Source organism: Azospirillum sp. B21, assembly GCF_008364825.1.
GTDB lineage: Bacteria > Pseudomonadota > Alphaproteobacteria > Azospirillales > Azospirillaceae > Azospirillum.
This window is the reverse complement of the sequence record NZ_VTTO01000002.1, coordinates 734140-749691: the sequence shown is the minus strand read 5'-3', so window position 1 is coordinate 749691 and position 15552 is coordinate 734140. Positions and strand designations below refer to the sequence as shown.

Below are 15552 nucleotides of genomic sequence, written 5' to 3'. Positions count from 1 at the left end.
TTATTGATAAACCTGCTGTATCGGGCTTCGGCGTAGTCCAGCGAAGTTCGGTGCTGGAGTCATGGTGAAATGAAAAAGCCCCCGCTCCAATGGAGCGGGGGCTTTTTCACATCACAACGACCGATGAGAGATCAGGCCATCTCGATGCGCTGAGCCTCGGGGCCCTTGGCGCCCTGGCGGATGGTGACGCGGACCTGCGCACCGTCGTCCAGGCCGCTGATGCCCGACCGCTCCAGTGCACGGATGTGCACGAAGATGTCCTTGCCGCCGGTGGACGGGGCGATGAAGCCGAAGCCCTTCGACACGTTGAACCACTTCACCGTGCCGTCGACCAGCTCGCCGCTGTCCGAATCGCCGTAGCTGTCGGCGCCGTAGCCGCCGCGGCTGCCGCCGCCGTAGCTGTTGCCGCCGCCGTAGCCGCCGTCGTTGCCCCAGCTGTCACGCTCGCGCGGGGCGCGCGGACGGCTCGGAGCGGCGGTCGAGGTGTCGACCGCGTGGATGGTGGCGACCTGCGGGCCCTTCGGGCCGCGCGACAGATCGCAGGTGATGGTCGCGCCTTCGGGAAGGCTGTCGTGTCCGCAGAACTGCAGAACCGTGGAATGCAGGAAGGCATCGGGCGAACCGTCGTCGGGGGTGACGAAGCCGAAGCCCTTGGTGGCGTTGAACCACTTGACGGTGGCGCGGATGTCGCGCTGGGTGATTTCAGGAGCGCGGAAGGAAGAGCGCTGCGGACGGTCGAACATCAGTATCGTCTCATCTGTCGTGTTAAACCCCATCCCGGTAAGGCACCAAAGAGGGAGACCCGGAACAGGGCCATCGAAGGATGATCGGTTCCGACCCATAATTCAATCGTCATTGCGCGATTCGACCCCACGCGCACAACAAAAGCACCGCCGCCGCCCGTCTGGTGGGCGGGGCGGGGTGATTTCGCCGAAATTGTGCAGGTGCAGCGTGCCGATTCAACCGCGACTCAGGGGCCGACCGTCAGGCGTGCAGGCTCAGGCGCCGTGGCACTTCTTGTACTTCTTGCCGCTGCCGCAGGGGCAGGGGTCGTTGCGGCCGACCTTCGGGCCGCTGCGCGGGCGGGCGCCCAGCTGTCCGTCCACATAGAACCAGCGGCCGTCCTGGTGGGTGAAGCGGCTGGTCTCGTGATGGGTCATCGGCTTGCCGTTCATGCTGAAACGGGCGACGAACTCCACGATGCCTTCGCTGTCGCCGGGCTGGCCGGCCTCGGTGGAGCGGATTTCCACGCCGGTCCAGACGCTGTTCTTGGCCCAGGTCTCGATTTCTTCACGGTTGAAGTCGTCGCGGGTGCTGGGCAGCAGCGTGTCGTGCAGATAGTCGATGTTGCCGGTGGCGAAGGCGGAATAGCGCGAGCGCATCAGCGCTTCGGCCGTCGGGGCGGGCATGCCGGCCAGATAGGGACCGCAGCAGGCGTCCAGCGGCTTGCCGGAGCGGCAGGGGCATTCGGCGGCGGTCTGGGTCGTGTCGGTCATGGCCTGCTCTCGGGTGATGGCGTGGTCCGGCGTCGCGAGCCGCCGTCCTGGAGGGGCGGGTGGGCTTCGCGGGGCGCATCCATAGCGCAGCCGTGCGCCGCTTCTCAAGAGCTTGGTTGACGCAAATGGCCGCGGCCTTGCGCCCGGATTCCGCTGCCGCTATCAAGCGGCCCTATCTCCCCTTCCGGAAGGCTGTCCGCCGATGCCTGCCAAAGCGCCCCGCAAAGCCGCCGTTCCCCGCGCACGTCCGGACCTGTCGCTGGAAGCCGGCTTCGGACCCGGCCGCCGCGTCTGCGGCATCGACGAGGTCGGGCGCGGCCCGCTCTGCGGCCCGGTGGTCGCCGCCGCCGTCGTGCTGCCGCCAGAAGGGCTGCCGCCGGAGATCGCCGCCCAGATCGACGACAGCAAGGCCGTCAGCCGCCGCCTGCGCGAGGAGATCGAGCCGGCGATCCGGGCGCATGCGCTTGCCTTCGCCATTGCCGAAGCGTCGGCGGCGGAGATCGACGAACTGAACATCCACAAGGCGACGCTGCTGGCGATGAAGCGGGCCTATCTGGCGCTGCAGGGCCCGGCCCCCGACGGGGCGCTGGTTGATGGAAAATTCACCCCGGATATCGCGTGCGAGAGGGTGGCGGTCGTCAAGGGCGACAGCCGCAGCCAGTCCATCGCCGCCGCCTCTATTCTCGCCAAAGTGGCGCGCGACAGCGAGATGTTGCGGTTGTCGGCCCAGTATCCACACTATGGATGGGATCGAAATGCCGGCTATCCGACGCCCGAGCATCTGGACGCGCTGGCCCGCCATGGTGTCACGCCGCATCACCGAGTCAGTTTTGCACCAGTGAAACGGCAAAAGGCACTAAGCGGCTGAGCCGTCGTCACTTGGCAAAGAAAGCTGTTGACGGCGACTCGGCCGCGACTCATTGTCCGGCCGAGTCCCAGTTCTTTGCCGGTCGTAAAATGCTCCCTGAAAACCGTATCCTGGTCGGCGATTGCATCGCTCTCATGAACGATCTGCCGCCCGCGTCGGTCGATCTCGTCTTCGCCGATCCGCCCTACAACCTGCAGTTGGGCGGCGAGTTGCTGCGGCCGAACCACACCCGCGTCGCCGGGGTGGATGACGAGTGGGACAAGTTCGATGATTTCGAGACCTACGACCGCTTCACCCGCGACTGGATGACGGCCGCCCGCCGCATCCTGAAGCCGGAAGGCTCGCTGTGGGTGATCGGCAGCTATCACAACATCTTCCGCGTCGGCGCCACGCTGCAGAATCTGGGCTTCTGGATTCTGAACGATATCGTCTGGCGCAAGACCAACCCGATGCCGAACTTCCGCGGCACCCGCTTCGCCAACGCCCATGAGACGATGATCTGGGCGGCCCGCGACAAGGATGCGCGCTATCGCTTCAATTACGACGCGATGAAGAACCTCAACGAGGATCTTCAGATGCGCAGCGACTGGCTGCTGCCGATCTGCAGCGGCGGCGAACGTCTGCGCGACGAGGACGGCAAGAAGACCCATCCGACGCAGAAGCCGGAATCGCTGCTGTACCGGGTGATCCTGTCGTCGTCCCGCCCCGGCGACGTGGTGCTGGATCCCTTCTTCGGCACCGGCACCACCGGCGCGGTCGCCAAGCGGCTCGGCCGCAAATGGATCGGGCTGGAGCGCGACGACACCTATGTGAAGGCGGCCCAGGCCCGCATCGACGCGGTGGAGGAGGCGCCGGAGGCGGCGATTCTCGACACGCCGCCGAAGCGCAGCGCGCCGCGCATCCCCTTCGGCTGGGTGGTGGAACGCGGGCTGCTCCGCCCCGGCTCGACCCTGTTCGACCAGCGCCGCCGCGTCGCCGCCCGCGTGCGCGCCGACGGCACGCTGATCGGCTCCGGCCCGCGCGGGGACCATCGCGGTTCGATCCATCAGGTGGGTGCCGCCATGGCCGGGCTGCCGGCTTGCAACGGCTGGACCTTCTGGCATTACGAGGAGGGCGAGGATCTGCGTCCGATCGACGTGCTGCGCGAGCGCATCCGCTCGGAAATGCACTGAGTCCGCCCCAGACCTGTCCGTCCGGCATGGGCGTTGTCCCGGTCGGCTGCTTGGCAGCGGTGGCGCCGCCGTGTTAGGGCTTTCGTCCATGAACAAGCTCTTCGCCACCGTCACCGCCCCGGTGCCGCGCTCGGCCCCGGCGGCGCTGTCCACCCGTTGTTTCGTGCGCGATCTGGTGATGGACGCGCTGATCGGCGTCTATGCCCATGAACGGGCGAAGCCCCAGCGCATCCGCCTGAACCTGGACCTCGAGGTGATCGCCCCCGGCGTCACCGGCGAGGACATGGCGACCATCGTCAAGGGCGTGGTCACCCAGGGTCACGTCACGCTGGTGGAAACGCTGGCGGAGCGCATCGCCGAGCGCTGCCTCGCCGACGCGCGGGTGACGATGGCCAAGGTGCGGGTGGAGAAGCTGGATGTCTTCCCCGACGCCGCCAGCGTCGGCGTGGAGATCGAGCGCGCCCGCGCCTGACCGTTTTCCAACTCATAAGAGAGGAAGCCGCTCCCCGTGTCTTTGCTCGCCGTGCTCACCGCCGACCAGACCGCCGCCCGTCTTCCTTTCCCGTCCCTGTGCGACGCGGTGGCCGCAGCCGCCCGCGATTACGCCGCCGGCCGCATCACCAGCCCGGAACGGCAGGTGCTGCCGCTGCCGGATGGCGGCGTGCTGCTGTCGATGCCGGCCACGGCGGCGGACATCGCCATCCACAAGCTGGTGAACGTCAATCCCGGCAACGGCGCCAAGGGGCTGCCGACCATCCATGGCGTGGTCAGCGCCTTCGATGCCCTGACCGGCGCGCCGCAGTTGATCCTAGACGGCCCGACCGTCACCGCGCGCCGCACCGCCGCCGTGTCGATGCTGGCGATCCGCACGCTGGCTCCGGCCCCGCGCCATGTGGCGCTGCTCGGCGCCGGCACCCAGTCGGCAGGCCATGTCGCGGCGCTCGCTGCGCTGTTTCCCGGCATCCGCGTCGACGTTCACAGCCGCAGCTTGGACAGCGCCGCCGCCTTCTGCGCCAAGCAGGCCGGACAGGGTGTGGACCTGCGGCCGATGAGCGGCGCGGTCGATCCGGCCGCCGAGGTGGTGATCGCGCTGACCACCAGCCTTGCGCCCATCTATGACGAGACGCCGCGTCCGGACCGCCTGCTGGTCGGTGTCGGTGCCTTCAAGCCGGAGATGGCGGAGTTCGGCCCGACCGCCGTCCATGGCAGCGAGCTGTTCGTCGACGATCCGGCCGGCGCCCGCCACGAGGCCGGCGACTTCATCCAAGCCGGCGTGGACTGGACGACGGTGAAGTCGCTGGTCGATGCGCTGGACGGCCGGGCGACGGATGGACGCCCGCGCCTGTTCAAGAGCGTCGGCTGTGCGGCATGGGATTTGGCCGCCGCGCGTTGCGCGCTGGGGCAGGGGTAAGGGTGCAGGAGACGGGCGTCGGCCTGAGCCGCCGCCCCTCTCGATCACTCCAGCGTCGGCTCCGCCCGCTGTCCCACTCGGCGCTGGGAATCGACTGCGGCGCGCAGGCGGTCACGGGCGGCACCGCGGCTGCCGTTGGTCGTGGCCGGACGCAGGCCGTTGAGAGCCGCCAGGAAATTGGAGCCCGCACGCGCTTTCGGTTCGCGTCCCTTCGGTTCCGGCGCCCGGCGGGTGACGGCCGGGATTTCCTGGGTCATCACATCGCGGTCGATGGTCTTGCCCTTCGCTTCCGCACGGGCCTGCTGCGCCTCCACCCGCGCGCGGGCGACGATGCGGTCGCGCAGATCGGTGTCGAGCGTTCGGAAGACGCGCGATGCTTCGGTCAACTCGCGCTCCCGCCCGCTGTCCAGCGTACGCTTCAGGGCGTTCGCCAGCAGGCGGCATTCCAGGACGCCGGGCACCCGCTCGCGCTCCACCGCGCGGGCAAGGACGCCGACGGCTTCGAGGGTTTCGCGGTCGAGGGTGCCGTGAGGCATGATGCGGCCTGATCCGAAAGGGTTAGGGCCGACACTATCGGCGGGCAAGCGTCCGTATTCAACCCGCTTGTTAACCCTTTTGTGCGACGCACCGCCAGTTGCCGGTTTCTCAACGCCCCGCCGTTGCCTCCGGCCGGTCCTGCTCCACCGCGCCGCGCCGCTGCAGCCATTCGGCGATCATCCAGCAGAAGGCCGCCCAGGCGGCGCCGACGCTCCAGCCGGCCAGCACGTCGGTCGGCCAATGGACGCCCAGATAGACGCGGCTCGACCCGATGACGAGCGTCAGCAGCATCGCCCAGGTCAGCAGATAGGCCTTGGTCCGCCGGCCCTCGACGAATTGGGACATCAGCGCGCCCAGCGTCAGGTAGACCACGGCCGACTGCATGGCGTGGCCGCTGGGGAAGCTGGCGGAGATCACCTGATCGCCGTGCGGCACCAGATCGGGGCGGGCGCGGTCGAACAGCATCTTCAGCAGGGCGCTGAGCGTCCCGCCGCCGCCGATCGACACCAGGACCAGCAGCGCCGCCGCCCGCTTGTGCAGCAGAAGCAGAAAGCCCAGCGTGGCGACGGTGACGATGGTGAGGATGGTGGTGCTGCCGAGCGAGGTGATGTCGCGCGCCACCCGCGCCAGCCACCAGGGGCCGCCGGGCTGTTCGGGGTTCAGCGGGTCGCGCAGGGCCAGAAGCAGGCGCTTGTCGAAGGCGCTGGTTTCGCCCTCCATCACCTCGCCGGCCAGTTCGACGAAACCGAACAGCAGGCCGGCGACCACCGACATGCCGACCAGCATGCCCAGCTGGTGCCGGCCCATCCTTGCCCAGAAGCCGCCCCGGACGCCGTCTCCAACCCTGTCCCGCCAGCTCACCGGTGCCCTCCGCCTCTGTTTCCCGTTCAGGCGGGAGAGAGCAGCCGCACCGGTGAACCGGCCGTCCAGGCCAGGATGTCCTCCAGAGCGTCGCGGTAGAACACCGCGTAATTCTCCCGCGTCACGTAGCCCAGATGGGGCGTCAGCACTGTGTTGGGAAGGTCAAGCCAAAGGCTGTCTTTCGGCAGAGGCTCGATGGGGAAGACGTCGATGCCGGCGCCGCCGATATGGCCGTGGCGCAGCGCATGGGCCAGCGCCGCCTCGTCCACCAGCCCGGCGCGCGACGTGTTGACGAGGAAGGCGGTCGGCTTCATCGCGCCGATCTCCGCCGCACCCACCACGCCGCGGGTGCGCTCGCTCAGCACCAGATGGACGCTGACCACGTCGGAGGTGGCGAACAGCTCGCGCTTTTCGACACGGGTCACGCCGGCCGCGGCGGCACGCTCGTCGGTCAGGTTGGAGCTCCAGGCCACCACCTCCATGCCGAAGGCCTGACCGACCTGGGCGACCTTGCTGCCGAGCTTGCCGAGACCGACGAGGCCCAACCGCTTGCCGGCCAGATCGCCGGTCAGCCCGGTCTGCCAGCGGCCCTCGCGCAGCGCCCGCTCCTCCGCCGGGATGCGCTTGGCCAGCGCCAGGATCAGGCCCCAGGTCAGTTCCGCCGTCGGCGCGCCGACCATGCGGGTGCCGCAGACGGGAATGCCGCGGGCGGCGCAGGCCGCGAGGTCGACGGCGTTGTTGCGGGCGCCGGTGGTGACCAGCAGCTTCAGCTTCGGCAGCCGGCCGATCAGGGATGCGGGGAACGGCGTGCGTTCCCGCATGATCACCAGAACGTCGAAGGGCTCCAGCGCCGCCGCCACCGCCGTCTCATCGCCCAACGGCTTGTCGAAGACCGTCAGGTCGCTCCCCGGCGGCAGCTGCGACCAGTCGGCGAGGTCGCGCGCGACCCCCTGGTAGTCATCGAGGATGGCGACGCGCATGGAGCCCGGCCCCTTACTTGGTGAAGTAGGGTGCCAGGTTGGCGCGGATGCGGTCGAGGATCGGAACGGCGGTGGCCGGCACCTCGAACGGGCGGCCGGTGATGGTCTCGCCGGCCTCGATGTAGACGCGGGCGGCTTCCAGAACCACGTCGGCGGGGATCTCCGGAACGTCCTGGGTGTAGGGATCGCAGCGGGCGACGACCCAGTTGCGGACGAAGTCCTTGTCGAAGCTTTCCGGCTTCTCGCCGGCCTCGAACCGCTCCTGATAGCTGCCGGCGAACCAGTAGCGCGAGCTGTCGGGGGTGTGGATCTCGTCGGCCAGCAGGATGTTGCCGTCCTCGTCGAAGCCGAATTCGTACTTGGTGTCGACCAGGATCAGGCCGCGCTCCGCCGCCATCTTCTGGCCGCGGGCGAACAGGGCCAGCGCCTTGTCCGACACCTCGTCCCACTGGGCGCGGGTCAGCAGGTTGCGCTCCACGATCTCGGTCGCGGTCAGCTCCTCGTCATGGCCGGCGTCGAAAGCCTTGGTGGTCGGCGTGATGATGGGAGTGCCCAGCTTCTGGTTCTGGCGCAGACCGTCGGGGAAGATGTGGCCGTACATCTCGCGCCGACCCTGCTTGTACATCGACCAGATCGAGGTGCCGGTGGTGCCCGCCATGTAGTCGCGGACCACGACCTCGACCGGCATGATCGTCAGCCGCTTCGCCACCACGACGTTGGGGTCCGGGTATTCCAGGACGTGGTTGGCGCAGATGTCCTTCGTCGCCTCGAACCAGAAGCGCGCGGTCTGTGTCAGCACCTGCCCCTTGAAAGGGATGGCGGTCAGGGCGCGGTCGAAGGCCGACAGCCGGTCGGTGGTGATGAGGATCCGCCGCCCATCCGGAAGGTCGTAGTTTTCACGCACCTTGCCGCGGTAATGATTGGGCAGCTCCGGGATGAAGGCGTCGCGAAGAACGTTGGTCAGGTGCGGGGCAAGCAGGGCGGTGTCAACCATGGGATCCTGGTCCGGATGCAGGGGCGGATGCGAGAGGCGCGCATGATACCCGAAACCCCTGCCGGAGCCAGGACGCTAATTTAGGAGGGAGGATCGCTGTCCGATGCATGACGTGAGCATCACCGCACCGGCGTGCGGGCGTGCGGGCGACTATGTCCTGAGGCCCGGAGTCGTCCGCGTCTGGTTCGCCGATCTGGCAGAGCTTTCGGCGCAGAAAGGGGCGATGCGCGCCCTGCTGTCCGCCGACGAGGTGGAGCGTGCCGACCGCTTTCTGATGGAACGGCTGACCGACCGCTTCGTGCTGCGCCGCGGGCTGCTGCGGCTGCTGCTGGGGCGCTGCACGGGGCGCGACCCGGCGGCGCTGGTCTTCGATTACGGCACGCACGGCAAGCCGGCGCTGCCCGGCGGTCCGTCCTTCAACCTCAGCGACAGCGAGGACAGTTTGGCCATCGCCGTGGCGGCGGAGGGGCGGATCGGCGTCGACATCGAACGGCTGCGCCCGATCGAAAGCGCCGACGGCATCGCCGACCGCTTCTTCCACGCGACCGAGCGCGCGTCCCTGCAGGCGCTGCCGCCCGACTGCAGGGACGAGGGCTTCCTGCTGGCCTGGACGCGGAAGGAGGCCTTCATCAAGGCGGCCGGCGTCGGGCTGTCGATGCCGCTCGACAAGTTCGCGGTGGAGGTGACGCCGGGTGCGCCGCCGGCCCTGTTGGAGATCGGCGAGGGGCTGCGGCGGGACGTGGGGGTTCCGGCCGACTGGAGCCTGTTCGACCGCCGGGTGCTGCCGGGCACCGTCGCCGCCATCGCGGCGCATGGGACGGGTTGGACGGTGGAAACGCGGGTGATGGACGGCTCCCTCTCCCCCCCGGGGAGAGGGCCGGGGTGAGGGGGATGCAGAGTGTGGGTTTTTCGGGGAGCGGGAGAGTGCTCGGCTTTTGAAGATCCTCGCCGCGCTTCCCCCTCACCCTAACCCTCTCCCCGGGGGGGAGAGGGGATCTCTACTGCCCTCACTCCCCGCCGGCCAGCGTGCCGGTCAGGCGGTTGCGGATGGCGGAGACGGCGCATTCCAGCGGGCGGTCGTCGTCGGGGCGCGGGGCCTTGTCCATCACGTCGGGGCACATGTCCTGCGCCATCCAGACCTGCGGCTTGGGCGGGGTCGGGGCGTTGGCGTCGCAGGTCGCCGGGTCGGGGTGGGTTTCCTCGGTGCTGCCGTGGGTCGGCTTGACCTCCAGGTTCGGGGACACGCCGAAGCAGTCCACCAGCGCCCCCGACGGGCGGTAGTAGCGGGCGGTGGTCAGGCGGATGCCGGTGTCGACGCTGAGCGAGGAGATCGTCTGCACCGACCCCTTGCCGTAGGAGCGGGAGCCGAACAGCAGCGCGCGGTGATGGTCCTGCAGGGCGCCGGCCACGATCTCCGAAGCCGACGCCGAGCCGCTGTTGATCAGCACCACCACCGGCAGCCCGGCCAGCAGGTCGCCCGAGGTGCCGCGGTAGGAGCGGGATTCCTCCGGGTCACGGCCGCGGACGGAGACGATGTCCACCGTCTCCAGGAAACGGTCGGCCACCTGCACCGCCTGCTCCAGCAGGCCGCCGGGATTGTTGCGCAGGTCGATGACGGCGCCGGTGAGCCGGCCCTTCGCCTGCCGGCGCATGTCCTCCACCGCCGCATCCAGCGCCGAGGAGGTCGACTGGTTGAAGGTGGCGATGCGGACATAGGCGACATTGCCCTCCAGCCGGTAGCGGACGGGCTGGATCTTGACGATGGCGCGGGTCAGCGAGACGCGGGTGTTGGCGTCGGTCGCCGGCGGGCGGCGGATCGACAGGGCGACCGAACTGCCGACGGGGCCGCGCATGCGGGCGACGGCGTCGTGCAGGTTCAGCCCCTTGACCGCCACGTCGTCGATGCGGGCGATGAGGTCGCCGCTGCGCAGGCCGGCGCGGGCGGCGGGCGAGCCGTCGATGGGGGACACGACCTTGATCAGGCCGCTTTCCTCGTCCATCGTCACCTCGATGCCGAGGCCGCCGAACTCGCCCTGCGTCTGTTCGCGCAGGTAGCGGTAGCGTTCGCTGTCGAGGAAGCTGGAATAGGGATCGAGCGAGCCCAGCATGCTGTCCAGCGCCGCTTCGGTCAGCATGCGGTCGCTGGCGCGCGGGTTCTCCGCCTTCTTCTTCTTCAGCCCGTCTTCCGCCTTGTCGACCAGCACCTGCGGATCGAAGGGCTTCACATGCTCCGTCAGGACGCGGCGCATGGCGTCGGAGAAGAGGACATAGTTGCGGTCGGCGGCGGACAGCGAACCGTAGCCGCGGATCTTCGCGAAATCGGTGCGGTATCGGTCGAGCGCCGCAACGGTGTCGGCACGGCTGGTCGGCGCCACGGCGCAGGCGGGCCCGATCGCCACCATCATCAGCAGCAAGGCAGCCAGCAGCTTCGCCATCCTAGGCCCCTCTTGACTGGCCGGTCCGGCCGGCGGTCTTACGCTCATCGTTCACTTATACCAGGGTTTCGCCGGTTGGCCCGACCCTAGCACGTCGTTCCGCCATTCTCAAAGTCCACCCCGGATTCGGCAAGAGTGTCATGCAACGGGGACCGCTGCAGGGCTCCCCTACCGGAAATGGTGTGCGCAAACAGCAATGTCGCGCGCCCCGATGGGACGCGCGACCGGTGTGAAGGGATGAGTGCTTTCGGAGGGTGGGAGGAGGATGGTCAGTAGGCGCCGCTGCCCTTCACCACCACCCGCACGGTGCGCAGCATGATGCCGATGTCGGTCCAGAAGCTCCACCCCACCACATAGGCAGTGTCGAGCTGGACCCGGCGCACGTAATCGACGTCGCTGCGGCCGCTGACCTGCCACAGCCCGGTCAGGCCGGGGCGGCAGCGGGTGTAAAAGGGGAAACAGGCGCGGTAATAGGGGACCTCGTCGTCGATGATCGGGCGGGGGCCGACCAGGCTCATATCACCGCGCAGGACATTGATCAGCTGCGGAAGTTCGTCCAGGCTCGACTTGCGCAGGAAGCGGCCGACCCGGGTGATGCGCGGGTCGTTGCGCAGCTTGCGCGTCGCCAGCCATTCGGTGCGCGCCGTCTCGTCGGTGGCGAGCAGCCGCTCCAGCACCTCGGCGGAGTTCACCACCATCGAGCGGAACTTCAGGCAGGTGAAGGAGCGTCCATCGGCGCCGACGCGCCGGTGGCCGAACACCGCCGGACCGCCGTCGCGCGCCACCATCCAGGCCAGTACCAGCATCAGCGGTCCGAACAGCGCGAGCAGCCCCAGCGAGCCGACGATGTCGAAGGCACGCTTCACCCGGTGCCTGTGCAGGGGAGGGCAACCGGGAAGCCGGTCCATCGCCTGCATCGCCGACCGGGTGCCGGCCATGCGGCCGGGGTCCAGGCGGGGTGCGCCCAAAAGAGCGATGTTGGACAACGCCATAATAATCTCTCGTCGCTGAACGTCTCTGGTCAGAGCATAGGACCATCCGAGAGAGGCAACGGCCAGCGCGCGAAAGGGGTCCTGCCGAAGGGACAGGATTTTTGGAAAGGGTGAGTTAGCCCGCCGGTACGGGTCAGCAGATCCGGGGAAGCTGTTCTCCGGTCAGCCAATCCACGATCCGGCGGCCGCCGAAGCGGGTCTCCATTTGAACGAACCGATGGGGGTCCTCCACCACACATCCGATGCAGGCGGCATCCCGTCCCAGCGGGTGGTCGCGCATGGCGGCGAGCATCCGGTCACGCTCCTCCGCCGCGCAGATCGCGATCAGCTTACCTTCGTTGGCGGCGTAGAGCGGATCCAGCCCCAACAATTCGCAGGCCGCGGTGACCTCCGCCCGAACGGGGATTTCGGCCTCGCGCAGCCGCATGCCGACGCCAGACTGGTGGGCGATCTCGTTCAGCGTCGTCGCCAGACCGCCGCGGGTGGGATCGCGCAGCACATGCACGTCGGGCACCGCCGCCACCATCGCCGCCACCAGACCGTTCAGCGCCGCGCTGTCGGACAGGATCGCCGTCTCGAAGCCCAGATTGTCGCGGGTCGACATGATGGCGACGCCATGGTCGCCCATGGTGCCGCTGACCAGGATGACGTCGCCCGGCCGCGCCCGGTCGCCGGAGGGGGCGACGCCCGGCGGCACCATGCCGATGCCGGTGGTGGTGATGAAGATGCCGTCGCCCTTGCCGCGCTCCACCACCTTGGTGTCGCCGGACACGATGGCGACCCCGGCCTCGCGTGCCGCGGCGGCCATGCTGTCGACCACCCGCTTCAGGTCGGCGAGCGGGAAGCCCTCTTCGATGATGAAGCCCGCGGTCAGGTGCAGCGGCACGGCGCCGGCCATGGCGACGTCGTTCACCGTGCCGTGGACGGCCAGCGAGCCGATGTCCCCGCCGGGGAAGAACAGCGGCGAGACGACGAAGCCGTCGGTCGTCATCACCATGCGCCCGCCCGGCACGTCGAAGGCGGCCTGATCGTTGCCCTGGTCGAGATACGGGTTGGCGAAGGCGGCGGCGAACAGCTCGCGCACCAGCTGCGCCATCGCCTTGCCGCCCGACCCGTGGGTCATGTCCACCGCCCCGCGGGCGATGTCGAGCTTGCGGGTGAAGAGGCGGCGGTCGGTCATGGCGGGTGGTCCGGGTGGTCGGCGGGTGTGTGGGAATGACGTGCGCGGGTCAGGCCGCGGCTTCGGCGCCTTTGGCTTCTGCGTCCGCGACCTCGGCCAAGAGAGCGAGCGTTCGCTCGGCCTCCTCGGCATCCAGGCGGGACAGGGCGTAGCCGACATGGACGATCACGTGATCGCCGACGGCGACGCCTTCCACCAGCTCCAGCGAGCAGGTGGAGGTGACGCCGCCCAAGCTGACGGTGGCGCGGTCGTCGGGCAGCAGGGCGGTGACCAGGGCTGGAACGGCAAGGCACATGGCGGCGGTCCTTCGGGTCAGACGGCGGCGGAAGCGGCGTGGGAGGCGCGGGCTTCCGCCAGACCGTCGGCGATCCAGTCGTACCACTCCTCCAGCCCCTGGCCGGTGGTGGCCGACAGCTGGATGACCGCGAGCGACGGGTTCAGGCGCTGGGCGTAGCCGATCATCCGCTCCACATCGAAGGTCAGATGGGGCAGCAGGTCGATCTTGTTGACGACCAGCAGGTCGGCGCGGACGAACATGTCCGGGTATTTCAGGGGCTTGTCCTCCCCCTCCGTCACCGAGAGGACGACGACGCGGTGGGTCTCGCCCAGGTCGAAGCCGGCGGGACAGACCAGATTGCCGACATTCTCGACGAACAGCACGCCGTCCTCGGCGAATCCGCCCTCCGCGGCCAGCTTGTCGGCGGCCTGCGCCACCATGGAGGCGTCGAGGTGGCAGCCCTTGCCGGTGTTGACCTGCACCGCCGGGGTGCCGGTGGCGCGGATGCGGTCGGCGTCGAAGCTGGTCTGCTGGTCGCCCTCGATCACCGCGACCGGGAAGCGGCCCTTCAGGTCGGTCAGGCTGCGGGTCAGCAGGGTGGTCTTGCCCGAACCGGGGCTGGACATCAGGTTCAGCACGAACACCCCGCGCTCCGCGAAACGGCGGCGGTTGACGGCGGCCAGCCCATCGTTCTTCGCCAGGATGTCGCGTTCGATGGTGATCAGCCGCGGCTGGTTCAGCGCGGCGCCGCCGTCGATGGCGTCGGGGCGGTCGGGACGGTGGTGGTGATGCGCGTGGTCATGGCCATGGTCGTGCCCGTGATCATGATCATGATCATGGTGCCCGTGCCCGGTGTGGCTGTGGCGGAACACCGTGCCGTCGGGGGCGACATGCTCGTGGGTGTCGTCGTGATGGTGGTGGGCATGGCCGTGCCCCCCATCATGGCGGTGTCGGTAGACCTTGCCGTCCGGGCCGATATGCTCATGCTCCGCATCGGTGGCCTTGCCGTCGATCCGGGTTTCGCCTTCTCCGCAACCGCAAACCGTGCACATCACGCGCTCTCCCACTCTTCGATCCGCAAAGCGACCGTTTCATCCGTTCGGCAACCCATCATCGGACGGCCCGGCCGCTTCGGCAAGAGATCGTCATTCGTGTACCTCTATGCCGCAGGCGACGCAGGGGTCGAGCATCGCGACCAGCAGCCGCGCCCGCTCCGCCGCATCGTCGCGGCCGCGAACCTCGGCGCCGGCCAGTCCGCGCGCCAGCGGGCCGTCCGCGGCGAAGTTCCAGTCGGTCGGGGCCACCATGCGGGCATCGGCGATCCGCCCCGCTTCGTCCAGCCGCAGCCAATGGGCCAGCCGCCCGCGCGCCGTCTCCGCCACGCCGCAACCCGTGCCCGGCGCCGAACCTGCCGCCGTCGCCGGATCGGCCGGGCGCAGATCGGCGATGGCCGCCTCCATCCGCCGCGGCAGCTCCGCCAGATCGGCGAGCCGCGCCGCGAACAACCGGGCCAGCCCGTCGCCGAAGCGCTCCGTCACCGAAACCACCAGCGGGTGCGCCGCCTGACGTTCCAGCGGCCCGGTCAGCGCCGGACCGCCTTCATGCTGCGGCCGTGTGGCGAAGGCCGGATCGCCGGACAGCGCCGCGGCGAACCAGTCCGGCCCGCTTTCGCTCAGCAGCGGCACGCCGCCGGCTCCCCAGCCGGCCAGATCAGGGTCCAGCAGCCGGGCGGCCAGACGCGCCGCGTCGCCGGCGCCCTGGCCGGCCCAGCGGGCGAGCTCGTCGGCATCCCGTGGCACCGGTCCGGCGAAGACCTCCTCCTCCAGCCAGCCATTCATCCGGTCCAGCGCGCCCCGCAGCGCAGCCTCATCGGGCCGAAGGACGCCGCCGCCCGGCCGCAGCCCGTCCTTGGCCGGATAGAGCGCCGGCATGACCGCGGACACCGCTTGGCGCAGGGTGCGCAGGGCAGCCGGCCGGGGAGGCGCGCCAAGGCGCGCCGGCCATTCGACGACCGCCTGCCAGCCGTGGCTGTCGAGCGCCTCCGCGTCGGTCAGCAGGCGCCTCGCGGTTTCCTGCGCGCCCGCGTCGATGTTCAGCGCCGCTTCGCAGGCGCGGGCGACGGCAAGCCCCTGCGCGGTTCCGCACAGGCTGAACAGCAGGGGGGCCAGCCGCACCGCCTCCTCCGCCCGGCGGCCGACCAGGGCGGCGACGGCGCGCGGGCGGCGGGCGGCGACCTCTGCCCGGACGATGGTATTGCCGCCCGTATTGCCGTCGAGCCACAGCCGGACGGATACCGATCCCTCTGCGGGAAATGTGGCTGCGGTCATGGCGAAGTCCTGGGGCGGCGGC

General features: G+C 69.4%; 17 protein-coding genes. 5 read left to right on the top strand and 12 right to left on the bottom strand.

Annotated features, from left to right (window positions below; genetic code table 11):
- Nucleotides 1–131: 131 nt before the first annotated feature.
- Both FZ983_RS35025 and FZ983_RS08190 read right to left on the bottom strand, forming a co-directional pair.
- Nucleotides 132–743: a cold-shock protein gene (locus tag FZ983_RS35025; RefSeq protein ID WP_149223038.1), complete on the bottom strand. Its 612-nt coding sequence runs from the start codon at nt 741–743 to the stop codon at nt 132–134.
- A gap of 255 nt (nt 744–998) precedes the next feature.
- Nucleotides 999–1496 (bottom strand): YchJ family protein, encoded by a 498-nt coding sequence (locus tag FZ983_RS08190; RefSeq protein ID WP_014189567.1) that lies wholly within the window; start codon nt 1494–1496, stop codon nt 999–1001.
- Nucleotides 1497–1698: 202 nt separating this feature from the next.
- On the opposite strand from FZ983_RS08190, the gene FZ983_RS08185 reads away from it, so the two are divergent.
- The 4 genes from FZ983_RS08185 to lhpI all read left to right on the top strand — a co-directional run bounded on the left by FZ983_RS08185 (nt 1699) and on the right by lhpI (nt 4947).
- Nucleotides 1699–2364 carry a ribonuclease HII gene (locus FZ983_RS08185; protein WP_149223037.1) on the top strand — a complete coding sequence of 222 codons (666 nt, stop codon included), beginning with the start codon at nt 1699–1701 and terminating at the stop codon, nt 2362–2364.
- Between the two features lie 89 nt (nt 2365–2453).
- Entirely contained in the window at nt 2454–3536 is a 1083-nt protein-coding gene (locus tag FZ983_RS08180; protein ID WP_149223036.1) for a DNA methyltransferase, read from the top strand.
- 88 nt (nt 3537–3624) lie between these two features.
- A complete protein-coding gene (locus tag FZ983_RS08175) occupies nt 3625–4008 on the top strand; it encodes a dihydroneopterin aldolase (protein ID WP_014189570.1) in 384 nt (127 codons plus the stop codon).
- Nucleotides 4009–4044: 36 nt separating this feature from the next.
- A complete protein-coding gene (lhpI, locus tag FZ983_RS08170) occupies nt 4045–4947 on the top strand; it encodes a bifunctional Delta(1)-pyrroline-2-carboxylate/Delta(1)-piperideine-2-carboxylate reductase (RefSeq protein ID WP_149223035.1) in 903 nt (300 codons plus the stop codon).
- Nucleotides 4948–4991: 44 nt separating this feature from the next.
- On the opposite strand, the gene FZ983_RS08165 is transcribed toward lhpI, so the two are convergent.
- The 4 genes from FZ983_RS08165 to FZ983_RS08150 all read right to left on the bottom strand — a co-directional run bounded on the left by FZ983_RS08165 (nt 4992) and on the right by FZ983_RS08150 (nt 8319).
- The gene (locus FZ983_RS08165) at nt 4992–5483 is read right to left on the bottom strand and encodes a hypothetical protein (RefSeq protein WP_149223034.1); all 492 of its coding nucleotides are present in this window, start codon (nt 5481–5483) and stop codon (nt 4992–4994) included.
- 109 nt (nt 5484–5592) lie between these two features.
- Nucleotides 5593–6345: a phosphatase PAP2 family protein gene (locus FZ983_RS08160; RefSeq protein WP_149223033.1), complete on the bottom strand. Its 753-nt coding sequence runs from the start codon at nt 6343–6345 to the stop codon at nt 5593–5595.
- A 26-nt stretch (nt 6346–6371) separates the two neighbouring features.
- A complete protein-coding gene (locus FZ983_RS08155) occupies nt 6372–7325 on the bottom strand; it encodes a D-2-hydroxyacid dehydrogenase family protein (protein ID WP_149223032.1) in 954 nt (317 codons plus the stop codon).
- Nucleotides 7326–7338: 13 nt separating this feature from the next.
- Nucleotides 7339–8319 (bottom strand): phosphoribosylaminoimidazolesuccinocarboxamide synthase, encoded by a 981-nt coding sequence (locus FZ983_RS08150; protein ID WP_149223031.1) that lies wholly within the window; start codon nt 8317–8319, stop codon nt 7339–7341.
- A 103-nt stretch (nt 8320–8422) separates the two neighbouring features.
- On the opposite strand from FZ983_RS08150, the gene FZ983_RS08145 reads away from it, so the two are divergent.
- Nucleotides 8423–9205, top strand: coding sequence for a 4'-phosphopantetheinyl transferase superfamily protein (locus FZ983_RS08145; RefSeq protein ID WP_149223030.1), 783 nt, complete (start codon nt 8423–8425; stop codon nt 9203–9205).
- Nucleotides 9206–9326: 121 nt separating this feature from the next.
- On the opposite strand, the gene FZ983_RS08135 is transcribed toward FZ983_RS08145, so the two are convergent.
- The 6 genes from FZ983_RS08135 to FZ983_RS08110 form a co-directional block, all read right to left on the bottom strand.
- Nucleotides 9327–10754, bottom strand: a complete 1428-nt coding sequence (locus tag FZ983_RS08135; RefSeq protein ID WP_149223029.1) for a S41 family peptidase — start codon at nt 10752–10754, stop codon at nt 9327–9329.
- 269 nt (nt 10755–11023) lie between these two features.
- Entirely contained in the window at nt 11024–11746 is a 723-nt protein-coding gene (locus FZ983_RS08130) for a sugar transferase (protein ID WP_247883660.1), read from the bottom strand.
- Between the two features lie 133 nt (nt 11747–11879).
- Nucleotides 11880–12926 (bottom strand): hydrogenase expression/formation protein HypE, encoded by a 1047-nt coding sequence (gene hypE / locus FZ983_RS08125; RefSeq protein WP_149223028.1) that lies wholly within the window; start codon nt 12924–12926, stop codon nt 11880–11882.
- A 49-nt stretch (nt 12927–12975) separates the two neighbouring features.
- On the bottom strand, nt 12976–13221 hold the full coding sequence (locus tag FZ983_RS08120) for a HypC/HybG/HupF family hydrogenase formation chaperone (RefSeq protein ID WP_149223027.1): 246 nt from the start codon (nt 13219–13221) through the stop codon (nt 12976–12978).
- Between the two features lie 17 nt (nt 13222–13238).
- A complete protein-coding gene (hypB, locus tag FZ983_RS08115; RefSeq protein ID WP_149223026.1) occupies nt 13239–14255 on the bottom strand; it encodes a hydrogenase nickel incorporation protein HypB in 1017 nt (338 codons plus the stop codon).
- Between the two features lie 93 nt (nt 14256–14348).
- Complete coding sequence (locus FZ983_RS08110; protein WP_247883659.1) at nt 14349–15530, bottom strand: nickel-dependent hydrogenase large subunit; 1182 nt, start codon at nt 15528–15530, stop codon at nt 14349–14351.
- Between the last annotated feature and the right edge of the window lie 22 nt (nt 15531–15552).

Coding starts and splice junctions, on each gene's coding strand:
- FZ983_RS35025 (WP_149223038.1), bottom strand. CDS start 743: ATGTTCGACCGTCCGCAGCGCTCTTCCTTCCGCGCTCCTGAAATCACC.
- FZ983_RS08190 (WP_014189567.1), bottom strand. CDS start 1,496: ATGACCGACACGACCCAGACCGCCGCCGAATGCCCCTGCCGCTCCGGC.
- FZ983_RS08185 (WP_149223037.1), top strand. CDS start 1,699: ATGCCTGCCAAAGCGCCCCGCAAAGCCGCCGTTCCCCGCGCACGTCCG.
- FZ983_RS08180 (WP_149223036.1), top strand. CDS start 2,454: ATGCTCCCTGAAAACCGTATCCTGGTCGGCGATTGCATCGCTCTCATG.
- FZ983_RS08175 (WP_014189570.1), top strand. CDS start 3,625: ATGAACAAGCTCTTCGCCACCGTCACCGCCCCGGTGCCGCGCTCGGCC.
- FZ983_RS08165 (WP_149223034.1), bottom strand. CDS start 5,483: ATGCCTCACGGCACCCTCGACCGCGAAACCCTCGAAGCCGTCGGCGTC.
- FZ983_RS08155 (WP_149223032.1), bottom strand. CDS start 7,325: ATGCGCGTCGCCATCCTCGATGACTACCAGGGGGTCGCGCGCGACCTC.
- FZ983_RS08150 (WP_149223031.1), bottom strand. CDS start 8,319: ATGGTTGACACCGCCCTGCTTGCCCCGCACCTGACCAACGTTCTTCGC.
- FZ983_RS08145 (WP_149223030.1), top strand. CDS start 8,423: ATGCATGACGTGAGCATCACCGCACCGGCGTGCGGGCGTGCGGGCGAC.
- FZ983_RS08135 (WP_149223029.1), bottom strand. CDS start 10,754: ATGGCGAAGCTGCTGGCTGCCTTGCTGCTGATGATGGTGGCGATCGGG.
- FZ983_RS08130 (WP_247883660.1), bottom strand. CDS start 11,746: ATGGCGTTGTCCAACATCGCTCTTTTGGGCGCACCCCGCCTGGACCCC.
- hypE (WP_149223028.1), bottom strand. CDS start 12,926: ATGACCGACCGCCGCCTCTTCACCCGCAAGCTCGACATCGCCCGCGGG.
- FZ983_RS08120 (WP_149223027.1), bottom strand. CDS start 13,221: ATGTGCCTTGCCGTTCCAGCCCTGGTCACCGCCCTGCTGCCCGACGAC.
- hypB (WP_149223026.1), bottom strand. CDS start 14,255: ATGTGCACGGTTTGCGGTTGCGGAGAAGGCGAAACCCGGATCGACGGC.
- FZ983_RS08110 (WP_247883659.1), bottom strand. CDS start 15,530: ATGACCGCAGCCACATTTCCCGCAGAGGGATCGGTATCCGTCCGGCTG.